This is a genomic window from Shewanella baltica (genome assembly GCF_900456975.1).
Classification (GTDB): Bacteria; Pseudomonadota; Gammaproteobacteria; order Enterobacterales; family Shewanellaceae; genus Shewanella; species Shewanella baltica.
This window is the reverse complement of the sequence record NZ_UGYM01000002.1, coordinates 5,105,036-5,124,610: the sequence shown is the minus strand read 5'-3', so window position 1 is coordinate 5,124,610 and position 19,575 is coordinate 5,105,036. Positions and strand designations below refer to the sequence as shown.

Genomic DNA, 19,575 nt, shown 5'->3' with positions numbered 1-19,575 from the left:
CAATAAGCCTCCTAGCCTAATAACTAGTGAGGCTTTTTTATTATCTCAATCTAGATAATTAAAGGTGAACTATACTCAAGGCAGCTTCAAAACCTAAGACTGCGTATGATTCAAATAACACCATTAAACATAAACTTGCTTTGTGTTGCCCTACTCTTATGCCTTGTGAGTCTCTCACAGAACGCCAATGCAGCTAAAGTGATCGTGATCGAAAGCTATCACCATGGATATCAATGGGACCAAGAATACTACCGAGTGATTAATGACACGCTTAGCCCCCTGCACGATGTGAGTTATTTCGAAATGGATACCAAGCGTTTACCAAAGGAGCAATTTGCCGAAAGAGCTGATTTAGCGTGGAAGTACATCCAAAGCCAAGCACCTCAACTGGTTATTCTCACCGATGATAATGCGGTTAACCTTTTGCATCAGCGCCTCAATGACAGCTTAATCCCCGTGGTCTATCTTGGGGTGAATATGAACCCTAGAGAGTATCATCTCAATGAGCACAAGCGCTTTACCGGTGTCATAGAAAGGCCGCTGCTACGACGCTCACTCCTCCTCATTCAACGCTTACTCCCACAGACTGTGCACCGTAAAATACTAGTCCTATTTGACCAAGGTGTTACCTCAGACTCAGCTGCAGAATACATCAGCAAACAACACTCAAGTATTTTGGGTGATATCGAAGTGAATTTGGTGCAATTGTCACAGCTCGCAGATTGGCAGCAACAGGTACTGACGGCGAAGGAGCAAGGCTATAACGCCATTGTCGTGGCGCTCTACCAAACAGTGAGGGATGCAGAAAATCGTTCTGTGGATGCGGATCAGCTCCTAAAATGGATATCAGAACATACACCGGTACCGAATTTCGGATTTTGGGGATTTAGCGTCTCCTCCGAGGGCAATATTGGAGGTTACGTACTCGATGGCTATCATCATGGCGAATTAGCAGCGAATATGGCGTTAAAAATACTGGCTGGCGAGAAACCCGAAAACATCTTTCCAGTGACGGATGATCTTGGGAAATACATGTTTAGTCAGCAAGGGTTGGCCAAATGGAATATTAGCCTACCGAAAGAAATCGAGAAAAATACTCTTTGGGTGAAGTAACGATAAAAAGACATAAAAAAGCCGGGCATTAGCCCGGCTTTTTAAAAGTGTAACCTTAATTACTCAGCAGCTTCAACATCAACAGCTTGAGCAGCTTCTGGACGGCCAACTAGCTCGATGTAAGCCATAGGGGCTTTATCACCAGCACGTAAACCGCACTTAAGGATACGGGTATAGCCACCAGGACGTTCCTGGTAACGTGGACCCAACTCAGTAAATAACTTACCTACGACTTCAGCGTCGCGAGTACGTGCAAACGCTAAACGACGGTTTGCAACGCTGTCACTCTTAGCAAGTGTTATCAGAGGCTCAACTACGCGACGCAGTTCTTTCGCTTTAGCCACAGTTGTCTTGATGATCTCATGACGAACTAGTGAACCGGCCATGTTGCGAAACATGGCTTGGCGATGACTGCTGTTACGGTTTAGTTGACGACCACTCTTACGATGGCGCATGACCTAATCCTTATAACCTAAATCTGTACAAACCTGAGACTTATAGGTCGTCTGCTAAACTGGCTGGAGGCCAATTTTCCAAACGCATACCTAACGACAGTCCGCGAGAAGCTAAAACGTCCTTAATTTCAGTAAGAGATTTCTTACCTAAGTTAGGGGTCTTCAGCAACTCAACTTCAGTGCGCTGTACCAGATCTCCGATGTAATGAATCGCTTCGGCTTTCAAGCAGTTAGCCGAACGTACAGTTAGCTCTAAATCGTCGACAGGACGCAGCAGAATCGGATCGAATTCCGGCTTCTCTTCTTTCAGCTCTGGCTCAGTCACGTCACGTAATTCAACAAACGCATCTAGCTGTTCAGCCAGAATAGTTGCAGAACGACGGATAGCTTCCTCAGGATCGATAGTACCGTTTGTGGTCATATCGATAACGAGTTTATCTAAGTCAGTACGCTGTTCTACACGTGCTGCTTCTACATTGTAGGCAATACGTGCAACTGGCGAGAAAGAAGCATCAACCAGCAAGCGGCCGATTGGGCGATCATCGTCTTCAGTCTGTGCACGAGCAGATGCTGGTACATAGCCACGACCACGCTCAACGCGAATACGCATGCTGATATCATTGTTACCTGTCAGGTGACAGATAATATGATCAGGATTCACGATAGTGACATCACCATCATGCGTGATATCTGCTGCGATGACAGGGCCTGCGCCGGACTTGCTCAACGTAAGCATAGCCTCGTCTTTACCCTCGATAGTCACTGCTAACCCTTTCAGGTTTAACAAGATCTCAAGGATATCTTCTTGAACGCCTTCCTTACTGCTGTATTCGTGCAGTACACCGTCAATCTCGACTTCGGTAACCGCGCAGCCGGGCATAGACGACAATAGGATGCGACGCAACGCGTTACCTAAAGTGTGGCCGAAACCACGCTCAAGTGGTTCCAATGTAACCTTGGCACGTGTTGAGTTAACCTGCTCGATATCAACGAGACGCGGTTTAAGAAATTCTGTAACAGAACCCTGCATTGTGTCCTCTCTTGTTTGTTAGCCTTACTTAGAGTAAAGCTCGACGATCAGCTGTTCGTTAATTTCCGCAGACAAATCGCTACGTTCTGGAACGCGCTTGAAAGCACCTTCCATTTTCGCATTGTCGACTTCAACCCATGTAGGCTTCTCGCGTTGAGCTGCCACTTCTAAAGCCGCTTTAATACGAGCTTGAGTACGTGACTTCTCGCGGATGCTCACAACATCATTCGCAGACACTTTGAATGATGGAATGTTAACAACACGACCGTTAACCATAATTGATTTATGGCTTACTAGCTGACGTGATTCTGCACGAGTTGCACCGAAGCCCATACGATAAACGACGTTATCAAGACGGGTTTCTAAAAGCTGAAGCAGGTTTTCACCTGTGTTGCCTTTAGTACGTGCAGCATCTTTGTAATAGTTACGGAATTGTTTTTCTAACACACCGTAAATACGACGAACTTTTTGTTTTTCGCGTAACTGAGTACCGTACTCTGACAAACGTGGCTTACGAGCGCCATGTTGTCCAGGTGCAGTTTCCAGTTTACACTTTGAATCGATTGCTCTCACACCGCTTTTTAAGAAAAGGTCTGTACCTTCTCGGCGGCTGAGCTTGAGCTTGGGACCCAAGTATCTTGCCATGATCTTTCTCCAACTATCCTAACGAAACGGCGTTATACACGACGCTTTTTAGGAGGACGACAACCATTATGAGGGATCGGCGTCACATCGGTAATGTTGGTAATTTTATAACCAACAGCGTTCAGCGCACGAATGGCTGACTCACGACCTGGACCTGGACCCTTCACAAACACTTCAAGGTTTTTTAAACCGTAGTCTTGAGCAGCAGCACCTGCACGCTCAGCAGCCACCTGTGCAGCAAATGGAGTAGATTTACGTGAACCACGGAAACCTGAACCACCTGAAGTAGCCCATGACAACGCATTACCTTGACGATCTGTAATGGTGACAATAGTGTTGTTGAAAGAAGCATGGATATGAGCCATGCCATCTGCAACCTGTTTACGTACGCGCTTACGCGGAGAACGTGACGGAACTTTAGCCATTGCTTTACCTTCCCGTTACTTTCTAATAGGTTTACGTGGACCTTTACGCGTACGCGCATTGGTCTTAGTACGTTGCCCACGGAGAGGCAGGCTACGGCGATGGCGGAGACCACGATAACAACCAAGATCCATAAGACGCTTGATGTTCATTGAAATCTCACGACGTAAGTCACCTTCTACAATGTATTTGGCGACTTCTTCGCGTAGTATATCTATTTGAGCTTCGCTCAATTCCTTGATCTTAGCAGTTTCAGCGATTGCTGTAGCCGCGCAGATTGCTCTAGCGCGAGTACGGCCGATGCCGAAAATAGCAGTCAATGCGATGACTGTATGCTTTTGATCAGGAATGTTAATGCCAGCGATACGGGCCACTATGCACTCCTTAAAGTTAAAGGCCAACTGCGAAAAGCCCGAAAGGATACTCGACAGTCAACAGATTTGCAAACTAAATTTTGTTCAGCCCAATTCATGGGCTGAACAAATTACTTTTTAGCCTTGACGCTGTTTGTGTTTTGGTTCAACACAGATAACGCGTACAACGCCACTACGCTTGACGATCTTGCAGTTACGGCAGATCTTCTTCACGGAAGCTCGAACTTTCATTTCATCACTCCGTAAAGCTACTTAGCGACCAAAGCGATCTAAATTCGCTTTGTTTACTAGGTTAGCTTTCTTCATCACAGACTCATACTGATGAGACATCATATGCGTCTGAACCTGAGCCATGAAGTCCATGATCACGACTACCATAATGAGTAGTGAAGTACCGCCAAAATAGAACTGTACTTTCCACGCGATTAACATGAACTCCGGAATTAAGCAGATAAAGGTTATGTATAACGCGCCTGCCAATGTCAAACGGGTCATAACTTTATCAATGTAACGCGAAGTCTGTTCTCCAGGACGGATCCCAGGGATGAATGCACCACTCTTCTTCAAGTTATCTGCTGTTTCGCGTGGGTTAAATACCAACGCAGTATAGAAGAAACAGAAAAAGATAATTGCTGTTGCATATAATAATGAGTAAAGCGGTTGTCCAGGTGACACAGCCAGTGAAAAATCACTTAACCATGACATGGATTCATTTTGACCGAACCACTGAGCCAGTGTTCCAGGGAACAAAATGATGCTTGACGCAAAAATTGGCGGAATAACACCTGCCATGTTTATTTTAAGCGGTAAATGGGTACTTTGCGCAGCGAACACCTTACGGCCCTGCTGACGCTTAGCATAGTTAACGACGATACGACGCTGACCACGTTCCACAAACACTACAAAATAAGTCACTGCAAACACAATTACCGCGAGCAACAACAATACTAACACATTCAAGTCACCTTGACGCGCCTGCTCAGCCGTTTGGCCGATAGCGGAAGGTAATCCAGCAACAATACCTGCGAAAATCAAAATCGAGATACCGTTACCTATACCACGTTCGGTAATCTGCTCACCTAGCCACATAAGGAACATAGTTCCCGTCACTAAGCTCACAACCGCAACAAAGTAGAACCCAAATCCAATGTTGACCACAAGGCCTGGCACTAAGTTTGGTAACCCGGTTGCAATACCGACCGACTGGAATGTACCCAGCACTAAGGTACCCCATCTGGTATATTGACTGATTTTCTTACGACCTGATTCGCCTTCTTTTTTCAATTCAGCGAGTGCAGGATGTACGACAGTCAACAGTTGCATGATAATCGATGCCGAAATATACGGCATGATACCTAATGCAAAGATAGAGGCACGCGAAAGGGCGCCACCCGAGAACATGTTAAACATGCCCAGGATGGTCCCTTTTTGCTGAGCAAACAGCTCTGCTAATACAGCTGCGTCAATACCAGGAATTGGCACAAACGAACCGGCTCTAAAGACGATAATCGCACCAATCACGAACAGGAGGCGAGCTTTCAATTCTGAAAGTCCACCTTTCGCGCTTTTTAAATCAAGTCCTGGTTTTGCCATCGACGTATTATTCCTCGATCTTACCGCCGGCAGCTTCAATAGCTGCACGTGCACCTTTGGTTACCTTCAGACCTTTAACAGTCACAGGGCGCTCAATGGTACCTGAAAGAACAATTTTCGCAAACTGGATGTTGCGAGTTATAACGTTCGCATCTTTCAGAGCGTTTAAGTCGATAACATCACCGTTAACTTTTGCCAGTTCGAGTACACGAACTTCAGCTGTTACCATAGCGCGACGCGAGGTAAAACCAAATTTAGGTAAACGGATTTTAAGTGGCATTTGACCACCTTCAAATCCTGGGCGTACACCGCCACCAGAACGAGACTTTTGGCCTTTATGACCACGACCCGCTGTTTTACCTAGACCTGAGCCCATACCACGGCCTACACGCTTTGGTGCATGCTTAGAGCCTGCAGCTGGAGATAGAGTATTTAAACGCATCTATTAATCCTCCACCTTAACCATGTAGTAGACCTTGTTGATCATACCGCGAACTGAAGGAGTATCTTCTAATTCAACAGTGTGACCAATGCGACGCAAACCAAGACCCGTTAGGGTTGCACGGTGCTTCGGTAAACGACCGATACCGCTTTTAGTTTGAGTAACTTTTACAGTTTTAGTTGCCATGGTGCATTACCCCCGAATTTCGTCAACATTCAGGCCACGCTTAGCTGCGATTTGCGAAGGTGACTTCATGTGCACCAAAGCATCGACAGTCGCGCGAACGATGTTGATCGGGTTAGTAGAACCGTATGCTTTTGACAGAACGTTATGAACGCCTGCTACTTCCAATACGGCACGCATTGCGCCACCGGCAATAATACCAGTACCTTGTGATGCGGGTTGCATGTACACAAGAGAACCAGTATGACGACCTTTAACTGGGTGATGCAGAGTACCTGCATTCAACTCAACGGTCACAATGTTACGACGAGCTTTTTCCATAGCTTTTTGAATCGCTGCTGGAACTTCACGTGCTTTGCCATAGCCATAGCCAATCTTACCGTTACCGTCACCCACTACTGTCAGTGCTGTGAAGCTAAAGATACGACCGCCCTTAACTACTTTAGAAACACGATTAACTGCAATCAATTTCTCTTGCAGATCGTCTTTTTGCTGAGCTTCTAATTTAGCCATTTTATAACCCCTTAGAACTTCAGGCCAGCTTCACGAGCTGCATCTGCTAAAGCAGCTACACGACCGTGATACTTGAAACCAGAACGATCGAACGCAACTGAAGTTACGCCTTTTTCGATCGCGCGCTCAGCAACAAATTTACCTACTGCTTTCGCTGCGTCTACGTTACCGGTACTCTTCAGTAGCTCTTTAACCGCTTTTTCTACGGTTGAAGCAGCTGCCAACACCTGAGCTTCAGGATTGATCACCTGAGCATAAATGTGACGCGGTGTACGATGTACAACCAGACGGTTCACGCCCAGCTCTTGGATCTTCTTACGAGCGCGAGTAGCGCGACGTAAGCGAGATGTTTTCTTATCCATATCGCGTTACCTACTTCTTCTTAGCCTCTTTACGGCGTACTACTTCGTCGTCATAGCGAACACCCTTGCCTTTATATGGCTCTGGTGGACGGTATCCGCGAATCTCAGCAGCGACTTGGCCAATTAACTGTTTATCAACGCCACGTAGGACGATGTCAGTTTGGCTAGGGCACTCTGCAGTAACGCCTGCGGGCAGTTTGTGTACTAACGGATGAGAGAAACCTAAAGTAAGGTCAATGTCAGAACCGACGAGTTTCGCACGGTAACCAACGCCAACTAACTTTAATTTACGCTCAAAACCTTGAGATACACCAACAACCATGTTGTTTACTAATGCACGAGTTGTACCAGCCTGTGCCCAAGCGTTAGAAACGCCTTCAACAGGGAGGAACTTAACTACGCCAGCTTCAATAACAACATTGACCGCATTGTTGATCACTCGAGTCAGACTACCTTTTCCGCCTTTGACGGTAAGGGTCTGTTCGTTCAAGGTCACCTCTACGCCAGCTGGAATAGATACTGGTGCTTTTGCTACACGAGACATTCCTAGCTCCTTAAGCTACGTAGCAGATAACCTCGCCACCCATGCCTGCAAGGCGGGCGGCACGATCAGTCATCAAGCCTTTAGAAGTGGACACAATTGCGACACCCAGACCGCCCATCACCTTTGGAAGTTCGTTTTTACCTTTGTAAATACGAAGACCAGGGCGACTTACACGCTGGATAGTCTCAACGACTGGTTGGCCTTGGAAATACTTTAAAGTAACTTCCAGTTCAGGCTTGGCTTCATCTGCTACGGCGTAATCAGCGATATAACCTTCATCTTTAAGTAGTTTCGCAATTGCGACTTTCAACTTAGCTGAAGGCATCTTCACCGATACGTGGTTAGCAGCTTGGCCGTTACGAATACGGGTTAACATATCCGCAATAGGATCTTGCATGCTCATATTAGCTTACTCCGTGACAAGTGCTTACCAGCTGGCCTTACGCAGGCCAGGAACTTCACCACGCATGGTTGCTTCACGTAATTTGATACGGCTTAAGCCGAATTTACGTAAGAAGCCATGAGGGCGACCAGTTTGATTACAACGATTGCGTTGACGCGCAGCGCTGGAATCACGTGGTAGAGCTTGCAGCTTAAGTACCGCATCCCAACGATCTTCGTCAGAAGAAGCTGGACTTGCAATGATAGTCTTAAGAGCCGCACGCTTTTCAGCGTACTTGGCCACGAGCTGTGCACGTTTAGCTTCACGTGCTTTCATTGATGTTTTTGCCATTACGCTACCCTTATTTCTTGAATGGGAAGTTAAAAGCGTCTAACAAAGCACGACCTTCTTCATCATTCTTCGCAGTAGTAGTGATAACAATATCCATACCACGAATCTTATCGATTTTATCGTAATCGATTTCTGGGAAGATGATCTGCTCACGCACGCCCATTGCGTAGTTACCACGGCCGTCAAACGCTTTAGCGCTTAAGCCACGGAAGTCACGAATACGTGGGATTGCGATATCGACTAAACGCTCTAAGAATTCCCACATACGCTCACCGCGTAGGGTAACTTTACAGCCAATAGGGTAGCCTTCACGGATTTTAAAACCAGCAACTGACTTACGAGCTACAGTCACTACTGGTTTTTGACCAGCGATTGCAGTCATATCACGGACAGCATGGTCCATGATTTTCTTGTCTGCAACAGCTTCGCCAACACCCATGTTTAGGGTGATTTTCTCAATCCGAGGGACTTGCATGACACTGGTATAACCGAACTTTTTAGCAAGTTCAGCGACAACAGTCTCTTGGTATTTATCATGCAGTTTCGCCATCGTTTACTCCAATTACTTAACGAGTTCACTGTTCGATTTGAAGAAACGAACTTTTTTGCCGTCTTCAAAGCGGAAACCAACGCGATCAGCTTTGCCAGTGGCAGAGTTGAAAATCGCTACATTTGATGCTTGTATCGGTGCTTCTTTCTCAACAATACCGCCAGCTACGCCCAATTGTGGGTTTGGCTTTTGGTGTTTTTTGACAAGATTGATGCCTTCAACAATCAATTTACCAGTAGGAAGGACTTGAGAAACTTTTGCACGTTTACCCTTGTCTTTACCTGCTAATACAATCACTTCGTCTTCACGACGTATTTTAGCTGCCATTTTGAAGCTCCTTACAGTACTTCTGGTGCCAGCGAGACAATTTTCATAAACTGCTCATTACGCAATTCACGTGTCACTGGTCCAAAGATACGAGTACCAATCGGCTGCAGGTTGTTGTTCAAAAGAACAGCTGCATTCCGATCGAAGCGAATGACAGAACCGTCTGGACGACGTACGCCTTTCTTAGTACGGACTACCACCGCGTTATACACATCGCCTTTCTTCGCTTTAGCGCGAGGAATCGCTTCTTTAACAGAAACTTTGATGATGTCGCCGATACCGGCATAACGACGATGAGAGCCACCCAAGACCTTAATACACTGAACTCTGCGTGCGCCGCTGTTACAAGCAACGTCAAGAGTCGATTGCATTTGGATCATTTTAAGTGCTCCGCTATCGTTACTACACAATTCCCACTATGGGACAATAAAAACACTCATTTTTGCTATTAATTTAGTCAAAAATGGCGCGCAAATATAACACCATAAAAGTGGAATGTATAGTATTAAAAAACAAACGGCCCCACATTCTGGAGCCGTTTACCTAAATACCTAATTAACTTAGGCCTTTGATACTACTTCAACCAGGGTCCAAGACTTAGTCTTAGACAAAGGACGACATTCGCGAATCGCTACTAAATCGCCTTCATTGCACTGATTAGTTTCGTCATGTGCATGGATCTTCGTCGTACGCTTAATGTATTTCCCATAAATTGGGTGTTTCACTTGGCGTTCGATAGCAACAGTAATGGACTTGTCCATCTTGTTGCTAGTTACACGACCCTGCAAAGTACGGATTTTATCAGACATTATGCACCCGCCTTAGAAGTAATAATGGTCTTAACGCGCGCAATGTTACGGCGCACCAATTTCAGTTGATTAGTCTGAGTCAACTGACCAGTGGCGTGTTGCATACGCAGGTTAAACTGCTCACGCAGCAGACCAAGTAGTTCAGCGTTCAGTTCTTCAACGCTTTTTTCTCTCAGTTCGCTCGCTTTCATTACATCACCGTCTTAGTTACGAAGGTAGTCTTAATTGGAAGCTTGGCAGCAGCCAAAGCAAACGCTTCACGAGCGATCACTTCAGAAACACCATTCATCTCATAAAGAACCTTACCAGGTTGAATCTGACATACCCAGTATTCAACGTTACCTTTACCTTTACCCATACGCACTTCAAGAGGCTTAGAGGTAATCGGCTTGTCCGGGAAAACTCGAATCCAAATTTGTCCCTGACGCTTAATGTGACGTGTCATGGCACGACGTGCAGATTCGATCTGACGGGCAGTTAAACGGCCACGGCCGACTGCTTTCAGACCAAAAGTACCAAAGCTAACTTCGGTACCGTTCGCTAGACCGCGGTTGCGGCCTTTGAACATCTTGCGAAACTTCATACGTTTAGGTTGCAGCATTGCCGGCTCTCCTATTTACCACGAGGCTTGCGCTTAGGTTGCTGCTGCTTCGGTTCTTCAATCTGTGGCAGCATTCCATCTAGAACTTCACCTTTGAAGATCCAAACTTTAACGCCAATCACACCGTATTGGGTGTGACTTTCAGATGTAGAATAGTCGATATCAGCACGCAAAGTATGTAAAGGTACACGACCCTCACGATACCACTCGTCACGCGCAATCTCAGCTCCGCCTAAACGGCCACTAACTTGTACTTTGATACCTTGAGCACCAATACGCATTGCGTTTTGAACTGCGCGCTTCATAGCACGACGGAACATTACGCGACGCTCTAATTGCTGTGCAATTGAATCAGCAACTAATTTGGCATCTAGCTCAGGTTTACGGATCTCAGCGATGTTAATTTGAGCAGGAGTGCCAGCAAGTTTTGACACTGCAGCACGCAATACTTCAACGTCTTCACCTTTCTTACCGATCACAACACCTGGACGGGCAGTGTGAATGGTAACGCGGATGCTTTTCGCTGGACGCTCGATAACAATCTTAGATACTGAAGCAGCTTGTAATTTCTCTACAAGAAACTTACGCACTTCCCAGTCGCTGTTCAGGTTACTTGCGTAATCTGATTTATCTGCGTACCAGGTAGAGATCCAAGGCTTGGTGATACCCAGACGGATACCATTAGGATGTACTTTCTGTCCCATTGCTCTCTCCTAGCGATCTGATACAACCACAGTAATGTGGCTGGTACGCTTCATGATACGATCAGCGCGGCCTTTAGCACGTGGCATGATACGCTTCATAGTAGGGCCTTCATCTACGAAGACGGCTCCTACTTTAAGCTCATCAATATCCGCGCCTTCGTTGTGTTCGGCGTTTGCGATAGCTGAGTCAAGTACTTTTTTAACCAGTACGGCGGCTTTCTTGGGGCTGAAAGTCAAAATTTCGAGTGCCTTAGCAACAGGCAAACCACGAATTTGATCAGCAACCAGACGGGCCTTCTGCGCAGACGTACGGGCAAAACGATGTTTAGCTAAAACTTCCATCTTATTCCTCCCGTATTAACGCTTCTTCGCTTTCTTATCAGCGGCATGGCCACGATAAGTGCGAGTTGGTGAAAATTCACCAAGTTTGTGGCCGATCATTTCGTCAGTTACGAACACAGGAACGTGCTGACGACCATTATGGACAGCGATGGTCAAACCAATCATATTTGGAATGATCATAGAGCGACGTGACCAAGTCTTAATAGGCTTTTTGTCACCGGCTTCCATCGCTTTCTCTACCTTCTTCAGCAAGTGCAGGTCAATGAAGGGACCTTTCTTGAGAGAACGTGGCATGGCGAATCCTCTTACTATTTATTACGACGACGTACGATGTACTTGTCAGTGCGCTTGTTACTACGAGTTTTATAACCCTTAGTTGGCACACCCCATGGAGTCACTGGGTGACGACCACCAGAAGTACGGCCTTCACCACCACCGTGTGGATGGTCTACTGGGTTCATTGCAACACCACGCACTGTAGGACGTATGCCTCTCCAGCGTTTAGCACCTGCTTTACCTAACTGGCGTAGCATGTGTTCGGCATTACCAACTTCACCAAATGTCGCGCGGCAATCAACTGGCACTTTACGCATTTCGCCTGAGCGAAGACGTAGAGTGGCATATGCGCCATCACGAGCAACAACTTGTACATAAGCACCTGCAGAACGAGCGATCTGAGCACCTTTACCAGGCTTCATTTCAACTGCGTGAACTACAGAACCTACTGGGATGTTGCGCAGTGGCATTGCGTTACCGGTTTTGATCTCGGCAGCAACACCAGACTGGATCTTATCGCCAGCTTGCATGCCTTTGGCAGCAAGAATATAACGACGTTCACCATCCGCATACAGTACTAACGCGATGTTAGCTGTGCGGTTTGGATCGTATTCCAGACGCTCAATCTTTGCAGGGATACCATCTTTATCGCGTTTGAAGTCGATTAGACGATAATGCTGCTTATGACCACCACCTACGTGACGGACAGTGATACGGCCAGTATTGTTACGGCCACCACTTTTAGATTTTTTCGCCAACAGGCCAGCAAAGGGTTTACCCTTATGCAGGTCAGTGTTCACCACTTTAACAACGTGGCGACGACCTGGAGAGGTTGGCTTACACTTAATAACTGCCATGATAATTCTCCTTTGCTTACTCAGCGCCGCCGACGAAATCGATGTCAGCACCAGCAGCTAGAGTTACATAGGCTTTTTTCCAATCGCTACGACGACCAGTACGGCCACCAGTGCGTTTAGTTTTGCCTTTGCTTACTAAAGTGCGAACTGAATCAACTTCAACTTCAAATAGCTTAGCAACAGCAGCTTTAATTTCAGCTTTAGTTGCATCGATAGCTACGCGGAAAACAACAGTGTTGTGCTTCTCAGCGTTCACAGTGCTCTTTTCAGAGATGTGTGGAGCGAGAATAACTTTTAGCAAACGTTCTTCGCGGATCATCATGCTAGCATCTCCTCGATTTGCTTCACTGCGTCAGCAGTCACAAGCACAGTGTTGAACGCGATCAGACTAACTGGGTCAAGACCCGCTACGTCACGAACGTCAACTTTGTACAGGTTACGAGCTGCTAAGAATAAGTTCTCATCAACTTCTGCAGTCACAATCAGAACGTCTTCAAGGTTCATTGCTTTCAATTTAGCTTTCAGCTCTTTAGTTTTAGGAGCTTCAACACCGAAAGATTCAACAACAACCAGACGCTCTTGACGTACCAATTCAGACAGAATGCTTTTCAGCGCGCCGCGGTACATCTTTTTGTTAACTTTTTGGCTATGATCTTGGGTTTTAGCAGCGAATGTTACGCCACCGCCACGCCAGATTGGGCCTTTAACAGAACCAGCACGAGCACGGCCAGTTCCTTTTTGGCGCCAAGGCTTTTTGCCTGAGCCAGTTACTTCCGCACGAGTCTTTTGAGCACGAGTGCCCTGACGCGCGTTTGCAGCGTATGCTACAACTACCTGATGAACCAGTGCCTCGTTAAAGTCACGGCCGAAGGTAGTTTCGGAAACTTCAAGAGCGCTTTGCGCGTCTTTCAATACCAATTCCATTACTATCTCCTCAGACCTTAAGCTTTAACGGCAGGCTTGATAATCAAGTCGCCATTGGTAGCGCCAGGAACAGCGCCACGGACTAGTAGCAGGTTACGCTCAACATCTACACGAACTACAACTAGATTTTGAGTAGTAACACGCTCGGCACCCATATGGCCTGACATTTTTTTGCCTTTGAATACGCGACCAGGCGTTTGGTTCTGACCGATAGAACCATTCGAGCGGTGCGACAAAGAGTTACCGTGAGTCATATCTTGAGTACGGAAGTTCCAACGCTTAACGCCGCCTTGGAAGCCTTTACCTTTAGATTGACCAGTAACATCTACTTTCGCTACGTCTGCGAAAATATCAACATTTAGCTCAGCACCAACTTCAATGCCCTCGCCTTCACCGTCTACCAAACGCATTTCCCACAAACCACGACCGGCTTCAACGCCGCTCTTGGCAAAGTGACCTGCTTCTGGTTTAGTGATGCGATTGGCTTTTTTGGTGCCAGTTGTAACTTGAAGTGCACGGTAGCCGTCAGTTTCTAAAGTTTTCACTTGAGTAACACGGTTGCCTGCAACTTCAATTACAGTAACTGGTATTGAAACACCATCTTCAGTGAAGATGCGAGTCATACCAACTTTACGACCAATAAGACCGATAGCCATCTCTCAAACCTCTTCTTACTAGGATCTCAATTAACCCAAGCTAATCTGTACGTCGACACCAGCCGCAAGATCTAAACGCATTAACGCGTCTACAGTCTTTTCAGTTGGCTCTACGATGTCAACCAGGCGCTTGTGTGTACGTAATTCGTACTGGTCACGAGCATCTTTATTAACGTGCGGAGAGATCAAAATGGTATAACGCTCTTTACGCGTAGGTAGTGGAATTGGACCACGTACTTGAGCGCCTGTACGCTTAGCAGTTTCAACGATTTCCGCTGTAGATTGATCAATTAAGCGATGATCAAATCCCTTTAAGCGGATACGGATTCTTTGGTTCTGCATTGACCAGAGCTCCTAAAATGGACATATAAAAAATCACCCTCTAGCTTCTTCTATATAGAAAAGCAGAGCGAGATGATTTAACCGTTCGACTCCCAATCGGAGCCGCTATGATAATGATTAACTTAAGCGACTAATCATTTAATTCGTCGACCTAGGTCGACGAGGGGGCCATTATACCTATCTAAATCCGGATATCAAGCCCACTGTGTAAATAGTCATCAAATAACTATTTAACTTCAGAGTGGCGAGCATTTTACACAAATTTGTGGATAAAACCAGCCCCTAAAACAAAAAAGGAAGCCGAAGCTTCCTTTTCAAACTAATCTCTATCGCTATTAAGCAATGATTTTAGCTACTACACCAGCACCTACTGTACGACCACCTTCACGGATTGCGAAGCGTAAACCTTCGTCCATCGCGATTGGGCAAATCAGAGTAACTACCATTTTGATGTTGTCGCCAGGCATTACCATCTCTACGCCTTCTGGCAGTTCGATAGTACCGGTTACGTCAGTTGTACGGAAGTAGAACTGTGGACGGTAGCCTTTGAAGAATGGAGTGTGACGTCCGCCTTCTTCTTTTGACAGAACATAAACTTCTGATTCAAAAGTGGTGTGTGGGTTGATTGAACCTGGTTTAGCCAATACTTGACCACGTTCTACGTCATCACGCTTAGTACCACGTAATAACACACCACAGTTCTCACCTGCACGACCTTCGTCAAGCAGCTTACGGAACATTTCTACGCCAGTACACGTTGTTTTAGTCGTAGTGCGAACACCAACGATTTCAACTTCATCACCAACTTTAACAATACCACGCTCAACACGACCAGTTACTACAGTACCACGGCCAGAGATTGAGAATACGTCTTCGATTGGCAGTAGGAACGGCTTATCGATGTCACGTTGTGGTTCTGGAATGTAAGAATCCAGTGCATTTGCCAGTTCAATAATCTTAGCTTCCCACTCTGGTTGGCCTTCTAGCGCCTTCAGAGCTGAACCTTGGATTACTGGTAAATCATCACCTGGGAAATCGTATTCTGACAGAAGTTCACGAACTTCCATTTCTACCAATTCCAGTAATTCTTCGTCATCTACCATGTCACATTTGTTCATGAACACGATGATGTACGGTACGCCAACCTGACGAGAAAGCAGGATGTGCTCACGAGTCTGTGGCATTGGACCGTCTGTAGAAGCAACTACTAGAATCGCGCCGTCCATCTGTGCAGCACCAGTGATCATGTTTTTAACATAGTCAGCATGGCCTGGGCAGTCTACGTGTGCGTAGTGACGTGAAGGCGTGTCATATTCGATGTGAGAGGTATTGATTGTAATACCGCGCTCACGCTCTTCTGGAGCGTTATCGATTTGAGAGAAGTCTTTAGCTTCGCCACCGTAGGTCTTAGCCAGTACGTGAGAGATAGCTGCAGTCAGTGTGGTTTTACCATGGTCAACGTGACCAATGGTGCCCACGTTTACGTGAGGCTTAATACGTTCAAATTTAGCTTTTGCCACGATATATTCCTTTCTTTTCAGAATAGTCCAGTCAGTGCTGGACCATAATAACATTTATGTCGTAACTGGATATTAGCTACGAGATTCAATAATCGCTTTTGCAATGTTTTGCGGTGCATCAGAGTACTTCAAAAACTCCATAGAGTATGAAGCGCGACCCTGAGTAGCAGAGCGCAAATCAGTTGCATAACCAAACATTTCAGAAAGAGGCACTACAGCATGGACTATTTTGATGCCACCGAAGCCATCATCCATCCCTTCAATCAAGCCACGACGACGGTTTAAATCACCAACGACATCACCCATATAATTTTCAGGGGTAGTTACTTCTACTTTCATGCAAGGTTCGAGCAACGCCGGATTCGCTTCAAGCGCACCCTTTTTGAAGCCCATAGAACCTGCAATTTTGAACGCCATCTCATTCGAGTCCACATCATGATATGAACCGTCGAACAGAGTGACCTTCACGTCCAACACAGGGAAGCCAGCGAGAACGCCATTCTTCATCTGTTCTTGGATACCTTTATCAACCGCAGGAATGAATTCACGAGGAATCACACCTCCCACAACTGCATTGACAAATTCGTAACCAGCGCCTTCTTCATTAGGCTCTAGTTTTAACCAAACGTGACCGAATTGTCCACGACCACCTGATTGGCGTACAAATTTACCTTCAGCTTCTACTGATGCTCGGATAGTTTCGCGGTAGGCCACTTGTGGCTTACCTACGTTACATTCAACACCGAATTCGCGACGCATACGGTCGACGATGATGTCTAAGTGTAACTCACCCATACCCGAAATCAGAGTTTGTGATGATTCTTCGTCAGTTTCAACTCGGAATGATGGATCTTCCGCTGCAAGCTTTTGCAACGCGATACCCATTTTGTCCTGGTCGGCTTTTGACTTAGGCTCAACGGCAATGGTAATTACTGGCTCTGGGAACTCCATACGTTCCAAGATCACTCTATGATCGTTATCACAAAGCGTATCACCCGTAGTCACTTCTTTTAGACCAATCGCCGCTGCGATATCACCAGCACGGACTTCTTTCAGTTCAGTACGATCGTTTGCATGCATTTGCACCATACGACCTACGCGTTCACGCTTCTGTTTCACAGAGTTGTAAACGCCCGAACCTGATTCGAGTACGCCTGAGTACACGCGGATAAAGGTCAAAGTTCCTACGAATGGATCTGTAGCAATCTTAAATGCCAATGCAGCAAAAGGCGCATTGTCATCTGATGGGCGCTCTACTTCTTGGTCGTTCTCATCGATGCCCTTAATTGGAGGCACATCAATTGGCGCTGGCAAGAATTCAATAACCGCATCAAGTACCGCTTGAACGCCTTTGTTCTTAAATGCAGAACCACAAGTCGCTAAAACGATTTCATTATTTATAGTACGCTGACGTAGTGCCTTTTTAATCTCGTCTTCTGATAGCGTGCCTTCTTCAAGGTACTTATCCATCAGTTCATCCGAGGATTCGGCGGCTACTTCAACTAGATACTCATGCATTTCAGCCGCTTTAGCCGCTAACTCTGCAGGGATCTCCTCATAAGTGAAAGTCATACCCTGGTCTGATTCATTCCAGTTAATTGCTTTCATCTTGATTAAGTCGATCACGCCTTTGAAGTTTTCTTCTGCACCAATATTCAATTGAATAGGCACACAAGTGGCTCCAAGACGAGTTCTAATTTGCTTCACTACACGTTCAAAGTCTGCACCTGCACGGTCCATCTTGTTGATAAATACTAAGCGTGGAACGCGGTATTTATCAGCTTGACGCCACACTGTTTCTGACTGAGGTTCAACACCAGATGAACCACAGAAAACGACAACAGCGCCGTCGAGGACGCGCAGAGACCGTTCAACTTCAATAGTAAAGTCAACGTGACCAGGGGTATCGATGATATTGATGCGGTGTTCAGTGAATTGAGCATCCATACCACGCCAGAATGTGGTTACCGCAGCCGAGGTGATAGTGATACCACGCTCTTGCTCTTGAACCATCCAGTCTGTGGTAGCGGCGCCGTCATGCACCTCACCGATTTTATGAGACAAACCGGTATAGAACAGAACACGTTCTGTTGTGGTGGTTTTACCTGCGTCAACATGAGCACAAATACCGATATTACGATAACGCTCAATTGGGGTTGTACGAGCCACGATTATACCCTCTCCACCAAGACCTAAGCCTTGGCAATATCAACAACTATGGTGTGGGCCTAAGCCCACACCATCATATTACCAACGGTAATGAGCAAAGGCTTTGTTAGCTTCAGCCATGCGATGCACGTCTTCACGCTTCTTAACAGCAGTACCTTTGTTTTCAGACGCATCCAGCATTTCACCTGCCAGACGTAAAGCCATAGATTTTTCACCACGCTTACGAGCAGCTTCAACTAACCAGCGCATCGCCAGTGCGTTACGACGCACAGGACGAACTTCACATGGTACCTGGTACGTAGAACCACCAACGCGACGAGATTTAACTTCGACTGATGGGCGAACGTTGTCCAGGGCTGCTTCAAGGATAGTCAGATGTGATTCGCTTTTCTTTTCAGCGACAACATCTAGTGCCTTGTAGATAATTTTTTCTGCAGTCGACTTTTTGCCGTCTTGCATAATGACGTTGATGAACTTAGCCAGCAACTCACTGTGAAACTTTGGATCTGGTAGGATTTTACGTTGTCCTACAACGCGACGTCTTGGCATAACAATTCTCCGTATGCTTCAGGGATTTCCAAAACTGGAATTCTCAAAATAAAACTAGCTTGGCCTTACTTAACGGATAAGTTAAGACTTAGGACGCTTAGCACCGTATTTAGAACGGCTTTGGCGACGTGAAGTCACGCCTGCACAGTCTAATGCGCCACGAATAGTGTGATAACGCACACCTGGTAAGTCTTTAACACGACCACCACGGATTAAGATCACGCTATGTTCCTGCAGGTTGTGGCCTTCACCGCCGATGTACGAAGTCACTTCGAAACCGTTAGTTAGACGCACACGAGCTACTTTACGTAGTGCAGAGTTAGGTTTTTTAGGGGTAGTTGTGTACACACGTGTACAAACACCACGTTTTTGCGGGCACGCATTCAACGCAGGCACGTTAGTCTTGTCGACTTTTGGCGCGCGTGGCTTACGTACCAACTGGTTTACAGTTGCCATGTATAGCTCCGAGTCAGTTGAATCAAACTCAACGATAAGGTGTGAAAAATCTATATCCCACAATGGTGGGACGCGGAATTTTA

33 protein-coding genes are annotated in these 19,575 nt (G+C 46.2%); 1 reads left to right on the top strand and 32 read right to left on the bottom strand.

Annotated features, from left to right (window positions below; translation table 11 throughout):
- Positions 1-105 precede the first annotated feature (105 nt).
- Positions 106-1,113 carry an ABC transporter substrate-binding protein gene (locus tag DYH48_RS22895; protein ID WP_115336003.1) on the top strand — a complete coding sequence of 336 codons (1,008 nt, stop codon included), beginning with the start codon at positions 106-108 and terminating at the stop codon, positions 1,111-1,113.
- A 59-nt stretch (positions 1,114-1,172) separates the two neighbouring features.
- On the opposite strand, the gene rplQ is transcribed toward DYH48_RS22895, so the two are convergent.
- The 32 genes from rplQ to rpsL form a co-directional block, all read right to left on the bottom strand.
- Complete coding sequence (rplQ, locus tag DYH48_RS22890; protein ID WP_006083573.1) at positions 1,173-1,568, bottom strand: 50S ribosomal protein L17; 396 nt, start codon at positions 1,566-1,568, stop codon at positions 1,173-1,175.
- A gap of 40 nt (positions 1,569-1,608) precedes the next feature.
- A complete protein-coding gene (locus DYH48_RS22885) occupies positions 1,609-2,598 on the bottom strand; it encodes a DNA-directed RNA polymerase subunit alpha (RefSeq protein WP_006083574.1) in 990 nt (329 codons plus the stop codon).
- 24 nt (positions 2,599-2,622) lie between these two features.
- Positions 2,623-3,243 (bottom strand): 30S ribosomal protein S4, encoded by a 621-nt coding sequence (gene rpsD, locus DYH48_RS22880; RefSeq protein ID WP_006083575.1) that lies wholly within the window; start codon positions 3,241-3,243, stop codon positions 2,623-2,625.
- A 32-nt stretch (positions 3,244-3,275) separates the two neighbouring features.
- The gene (gene rpsK, locus DYH48_RS22875) at positions 3,276-3,668 is read right to left on the bottom strand and encodes a 30S ribosomal protein S11 (protein ID WP_006083577.1); all 393 of its coding nucleotides are present in this window, start codon (positions 3,666-3,668) and stop codon (positions 3,276-3,278) included.
- A 15-nt stretch (positions 3,669-3,683) separates the two neighbouring features.
- Positions 3,684-4,040: a 30S ribosomal protein S13 gene (rpsM, locus tag DYH48_RS22870; protein ID WP_006083578.1), complete on the bottom strand. Its 357-nt coding sequence runs from the start codon at positions 4,038-4,040 to the stop codon at positions 3,684-3,686.
- 117 nt (positions 4,041-4,157) lie between these two features.
- On the bottom strand, positions 4,158-4,271 hold the full coding sequence (gene rpmJ, locus DYH48_RS22865) for a 50S ribosomal protein L36 (protein ID WP_006083579.1): 114 nt from the start codon (positions 4,269-4,271) through the stop codon (positions 4,158-4,160).
- A 21-nt stretch (positions 4,272-4,292) separates the two neighbouring features.
- Positions 4,293-5,633, bottom strand: coding sequence for a preprotein translocase subunit SecY (secY, locus tag DYH48_RS22860; RefSeq protein ID WP_006083580.1), 1,341 nt, complete (start codon positions 5,631-5,633; stop codon positions 4,293-4,295).
- Between the two features lie 7 nt (positions 5,634-5,640).
- On the bottom strand, positions 5,641-6,075 hold the full coding sequence (rplO, locus tag DYH48_RS22855; RefSeq protein WP_006083581.1) for a 50S ribosomal protein L15: 435 nt from the start codon (positions 6,073-6,075) through the stop codon (positions 5,641-5,643).
- A gap of 3 nt (positions 6,076-6,078) precedes the next feature.
- Positions 6,079-6,261 carry a 50S ribosomal protein L30 gene (gene rpmD, locus DYH48_RS22850; protein WP_006083582.1) on the bottom strand — a complete coding sequence of 61 codons (183 nt, stop codon included), beginning with the start codon at positions 6,259-6,261 and terminating at the stop codon, positions 6,079-6,081.
- A gap of 6 nt (positions 6,262-6,267) precedes the next feature.
- A complete protein-coding gene (gene rpsE / locus DYH48_RS22845; RefSeq protein ID WP_006083583.1) occupies positions 6,268-6,771 on the bottom strand; it encodes a 30S ribosomal protein S5 in 504 nt (167 codons plus the stop codon).
- Positions 6,772-6,782: 11 nt separating this feature from the next.
- Positions 6,783-7,133, bottom strand: a complete 351-nt coding sequence (gene rplR / locus DYH48_RS22840; RefSeq protein ID WP_006083584.1) for a 50S ribosomal protein L18 — start codon at positions 7,131-7,133, stop codon at positions 6,783-6,785.
- Between the two features lie 10 nt (positions 7,134-7,143).
- Complete coding sequence (rplF, locus tag DYH48_RS22835) at positions 7,144-7,677, bottom strand: 50S ribosomal protein L6 (RefSeq protein WP_006083585.1); 534 nt, start codon at positions 7,675-7,677, stop codon at positions 7,144-7,146.
- Between the two features lie 10 nt (positions 7,678-7,687).
- Positions 7,688-8,080 carry a 30S ribosomal protein S8 gene (gene rpsH / locus DYH48_RS22830; RefSeq protein WP_006083586.1) on the bottom strand — a complete coding sequence of 131 codons (393 nt, stop codon included), beginning with the start codon at positions 8,078-8,080 and terminating at the stop codon, positions 7,688-7,690.
- Positions 8,081-8,104: 24 nt separating this feature from the next.
- Entirely contained in the window at positions 8,105-8,410 is a 306-nt protein-coding gene (gene rpsN, locus DYH48_RS22825; protein WP_006083587.1) for a 30S ribosomal protein S14, read from the bottom strand.
- Between the two features lie 10 nt (positions 8,411-8,420).
- Entirely contained in the window at positions 8,421-8,960 is a 540-nt protein-coding gene (rplE, locus tag DYH48_RS22820) for a 50S ribosomal protein L5 (protein WP_006083588.1), read from the bottom strand.
- A 12-nt stretch (positions 8,961-8,972) separates the two neighbouring features.
- Entirely contained in the window at positions 8,973-9,287 is a 315-nt protein-coding gene (rplX, locus tag DYH48_RS22815) for a 50S ribosomal protein L24 (RefSeq protein WP_006083589.1), read from the bottom strand.
- An 11-nt stretch (positions 9,288-9,298) separates the two neighbouring features.
- The gene (rplN, locus tag DYH48_RS22810) at positions 9,299-9,667 is read right to left on the bottom strand and encodes a 50S ribosomal protein L14 (protein ID WP_006083590.1); all 369 of its coding nucleotides are present in this window, start codon (positions 9,665-9,667) and stop codon (positions 9,299-9,301) included.
- A 180-nt stretch (positions 9,668-9,847) separates the two neighbouring features.
- Positions 9,848-10,096: a 30S ribosomal protein S17 gene (gene rpsQ, locus DYH48_RS22805; RefSeq protein ID WP_006083591.1), complete on the bottom strand. Its 249-nt coding sequence runs from the start codon at positions 10,094-10,096 to the stop codon at positions 9,848-9,850.
- Positions 10,096-10,287: a 50S ribosomal protein L29 gene (gene rpmC, locus DYH48_RS22800; protein WP_006083592.1), complete on the bottom strand. Its 192-nt coding sequence runs from the start codon at positions 10,285-10,287 to the stop codon at positions 10,096-10,098. The genes rpsQ and rpmC overlap by 1 nt, the downstream gene beginning before the upstream one ends.
- The gene (rplP, locus tag DYH48_RS22795; RefSeq protein WP_006083593.1) at positions 10,287-10,697 is read right to left on the bottom strand and encodes a 50S ribosomal protein L16; all 411 of its coding nucleotides are present in this window, start codon (positions 10,695-10,697) and stop codon (positions 10,287-10,289) included. The genes rpmC and rplP overlap by 1 nt, the downstream gene beginning before the upstream one ends.
- Before the next feature lie 11 nt (positions 10,698-10,708).
- Positions 10,709-11,401: a 30S ribosomal protein S3 gene (gene rpsC, locus DYH48_RS22790; RefSeq protein ID WP_006083594.1), complete on the bottom strand. Its 693-nt coding sequence runs from the start codon at positions 11,399-11,401 to the stop codon at positions 10,709-10,711.
- A gap of 9 nt (positions 11,402-11,410) precedes the next feature.
- A complete protein-coding gene (gene rplV / locus DYH48_RS22785; RefSeq protein WP_006083595.1) occupies positions 11,411-11,743 on the bottom strand; it encodes a 50S ribosomal protein L22 in 333 nt (110 codons plus the stop codon).
- A gap of 15 nt (positions 11,744-11,758) precedes the next feature.
- Positions 11,759-12,037: a 30S ribosomal protein S19 gene (gene rpsS / locus DYH48_RS22780; RefSeq protein WP_006083596.1), complete on the bottom strand. Its 279-nt coding sequence runs from the start codon at positions 12,035-12,037 to the stop codon at positions 11,759-11,761.
- A gap of 14 nt (positions 12,038-12,051) precedes the next feature.
- Positions 12,052-12,876, bottom strand: coding sequence for a 50S ribosomal protein L2 (gene rplB / locus DYH48_RS22775; RefSeq protein WP_006083597.1), 825 nt, complete (start codon positions 12,874-12,876; stop codon positions 12,052-12,054).
- A gap of 16 nt (positions 12,877-12,892) precedes the next feature.
- Complete coding sequence (gene rplW / locus DYH48_RS22770) at positions 12,893-13,195, bottom strand: 50S ribosomal protein L23 (protein WP_025008843.1); 303 nt, start codon at positions 13,193-13,195, stop codon at positions 12,893-12,895.
- Positions 13,195-13,800 (bottom strand): 50S ribosomal protein L4, encoded by a 606-nt coding sequence (gene rplD, locus DYH48_RS22765; RefSeq protein ID WP_006083599.1) that lies wholly within the window; start codon positions 13,798-13,800, stop codon positions 13,195-13,197. The genes rplW and rplD overlap by 1 nt, the downstream gene beginning before the upstream one ends.
- Positions 13,801-13,817: 17 nt before the next feature.
- Positions 13,818-14,456 (bottom strand): 50S ribosomal protein L3, encoded by a 639-nt coding sequence (gene rplC / locus DYH48_RS22760; RefSeq protein ID WP_006083600.1) that lies wholly within the window; start codon positions 14,454-14,456, stop codon positions 13,818-13,820.
- Between the two features lie 30 nt (positions 14,457-14,486).
- Positions 14,487-14,798, bottom strand: coding sequence for a 30S ribosomal protein S10 (gene rpsJ / locus DYH48_RS22755; RefSeq protein ID WP_006083601.1), 312 nt, complete (start codon positions 14,796-14,798; stop codon positions 14,487-14,489).
- A gap of 335 nt (positions 14,799-15,133) precedes the next feature.
- Positions 15,134-16,318: an elongation factor Tu gene (gene tuf / locus DYH48_RS22750; protein WP_006083602.1), complete on the bottom strand. Its 1,185-nt coding sequence runs from the start codon at positions 16,316-16,318 to the stop codon at positions 15,134-15,136.
- A 72-nt stretch (positions 16,319-16,390) separates the two neighbouring features.
- Positions 16,391-18,487: an elongation factor G gene (gene fusA, locus DYH48_RS22745; protein ID WP_006083603.1), complete on the bottom strand. Its 2,097-nt coding sequence runs from the start codon at positions 18,485-18,487 to the stop codon at positions 16,391-16,393.
- Between the two features lie 78 nt (positions 18,488-18,565).
- The gene (gene rpsG / locus DYH48_RS22740; protein WP_006083604.1) at positions 18,566-19,036 is read right to left on the bottom strand and encodes a 30S ribosomal protein S7; all 471 of its coding nucleotides are present in this window, start codon (positions 19,034-19,036) and stop codon (positions 18,566-18,568) included.
- A gap of 81 nt (positions 19,037-19,117) precedes the next feature.
- Complete coding sequence (gene rpsL / locus DYH48_RS22735) at positions 19,118-19,492, bottom strand: 30S ribosomal protein S12 (RefSeq protein ID WP_006083605.1); 375 nt, start codon at positions 19,490-19,492, stop codon at positions 19,118-19,120.
- Between the last annotated feature and the right edge of the window lie 83 nt (positions 19,493-19,575).

Coding starts and splice junctions, on each gene's coding strand:
- DYH48_RS22895 (WP_115336003.1), top strand. CDS start 106: ATGATTCAAATAACACCATTAAACATAAACTTGCTTTGTGTTGCCCTA.
- rplQ (WP_006083573.1), bottom strand. CDS start 1,568: ATGCGCCATCGTAAGAGTGGTCGTCAACTAAACCGTAACAGCAGTCAT.
- DYH48_RS22885 (WP_006083574.1), bottom strand. CDS start 2,598: ATGCAGGGTTCTGTTACAGAATTTCTTAAACCGCGTCTCGTTGATATC.
- rpsD (WP_006083575.1), bottom strand. CDS start 3,243: ATGGCAAGATACTTGGGTCCCAAGCTCAAGCTCAGCCGCCGAGAAGGT.
- rpsK (WP_006083577.1), bottom strand. CDS start 3,668: ATGGCTAAAGTTCCGTCACGTTCTCCGCGTAAGCGCGTACGTAAACAG.
- rpmJ (WP_006083579.1), bottom strand. CDS start 4,271: ATGAAAGTTCGAGCTTCCGTGAAGAAGATCTGCCGTAACTGCAAGATC.
- secY (WP_006083580.1), bottom strand. CDS start 5,633: ATGGCAAAACCAGGACTTGATTTAAAAAGCGCGAAAGGTGGACTTTCA.
- rplO (WP_006083581.1), bottom strand. CDS start 6,075: ATGCGTTTAAATACTCTATCTCCAGCTGCAGGCTCTAAGCATGCACCA.
- rpmD (WP_006083582.1), bottom strand. CDS start 6,261: ATGGCAACTAAAACTGTAAAAGTTACTCAAACTAAAAGCGGTATCGGT.
- rpsE (WP_006083583.1), bottom strand. CDS start 6,771: ATGGCTAAATTAGAAGCTCAGCAAAAAGACGATCTGCAAGAGAAATTG.
- rplR (WP_006083584.1), bottom strand. CDS start 7,133: ATGGATAAGAAAACATCTCGCTTACGTCGCGCTACTCGCGCTCGTAAG.
- rplF (WP_006083585.1), bottom strand. CDS start 7,677: ATGTCTCGTGTAGCAAAAGCACCAGTATCTATTCCAGCTGGCGTAGAG.
- rpsH (WP_006083586.1), bottom strand. CDS start 8,080: ATGAGCATGCAAGATCCTATTGCGGATATGTTAACCCGTATTCGTAAC.
- rpsN (WP_006083587.1), bottom strand. CDS start 8,410: ATGGCAAAAACATCAATGAAAGCACGTGAAGCTAAACGTGCACAGCTC.
- rplE (WP_006083588.1), bottom strand. CDS start 8,960: ATGGCGAAACTGCATGATAAATACCAAGAGACTGTTGTCGCTGAACTT.
- rplX (WP_006083589.1), bottom strand. CDS start 9,287: ATGGCAGCTAAAATACGTCGTGAAGACGAAGTGATTGTATTAGCAGGT.
- rplN (WP_006083590.1), bottom strand. CDS start 9,667: ATGATCCAAATGCAATCGACTCTTGACGTTGCTTGTAACAGCGGCGCA.
- rpsQ (WP_006083591.1), bottom strand. CDS start 10,096: ATGTCTGATAAAATCCGTACTTTGCAGGGTCGTGTAACTAGCAACAAG.
- rpmC (WP_006083592.1), bottom strand. CDS start 10,287: ATGAAAGCGAGCGAACTGAGAGAAAAAAGCGTTGAAGAACTGAACGCT.
- rplP (WP_006083593.1), bottom strand. CDS start 10,697: ATGCTGCAACCTAAACGTATGAAGTTTCGCAAGATGTTCAAAGGCCGC.
- rpsC (WP_006083594.1), bottom strand. CDS start 11,401: ATGGGACAGAAAGTACATCCTAATGGTATCCGTCTGGGTATCACCAAG.
- rplV (WP_006083595.1), bottom strand. CDS start 11,743: ATGGAAGTTTTAGCTAAACATCGTTTTGCCCGTACGTCTGCGCAGAAG.
- rpsS (WP_006083596.1), bottom strand. CDS start 12,037: ATGCCACGTTCTCTCAAGAAAGGTCCCTTCATTGACCTGCACTTGCTG.
- rplB (WP_006083597.1), bottom strand. CDS start 12,876: ATGGCAGTTATTAAGTGTAAGCCAACCTCTCCAGGTCGTCGCCACGTT.
- rplW (WP_025008843.1), bottom strand. CDS start 13,195: ATGATCCGCGAAGAACGTTTGCTAAAAGTTATTCTCGCTCCACACATC.
- rplD (WP_006083599.1), bottom strand. CDS start 13,800: ATGGAATTGGTATTGAAAGACGCGCAAAGCGCTCTTGAAGTTTCCGAA.
- rplC (WP_006083600.1), bottom strand. CDS start 14,456: ATGGCTATCGGTCTTATTGGTCGTAAAGTTGGTATGACTCGCATCTTC.
- rpsJ (WP_006083601.1), bottom strand. CDS start 14,798: ATGCAGAACCAAAGAATCCGTATCCGCTTAAAGGGATTTGATCATCGC.
- rpsG (WP_006083604.1), bottom strand. CDS start 19,036: ATGCCAAGACGTCGCGTTGTAGGACAACGTAAAATCCTACCAGATCCA.
- rpsL (WP_006083605.1), bottom strand. CDS start 19,492: ATGGCAACTGTAAACCAGTTGGTACGTAAGCCACGCGCGCCAAAAGTC.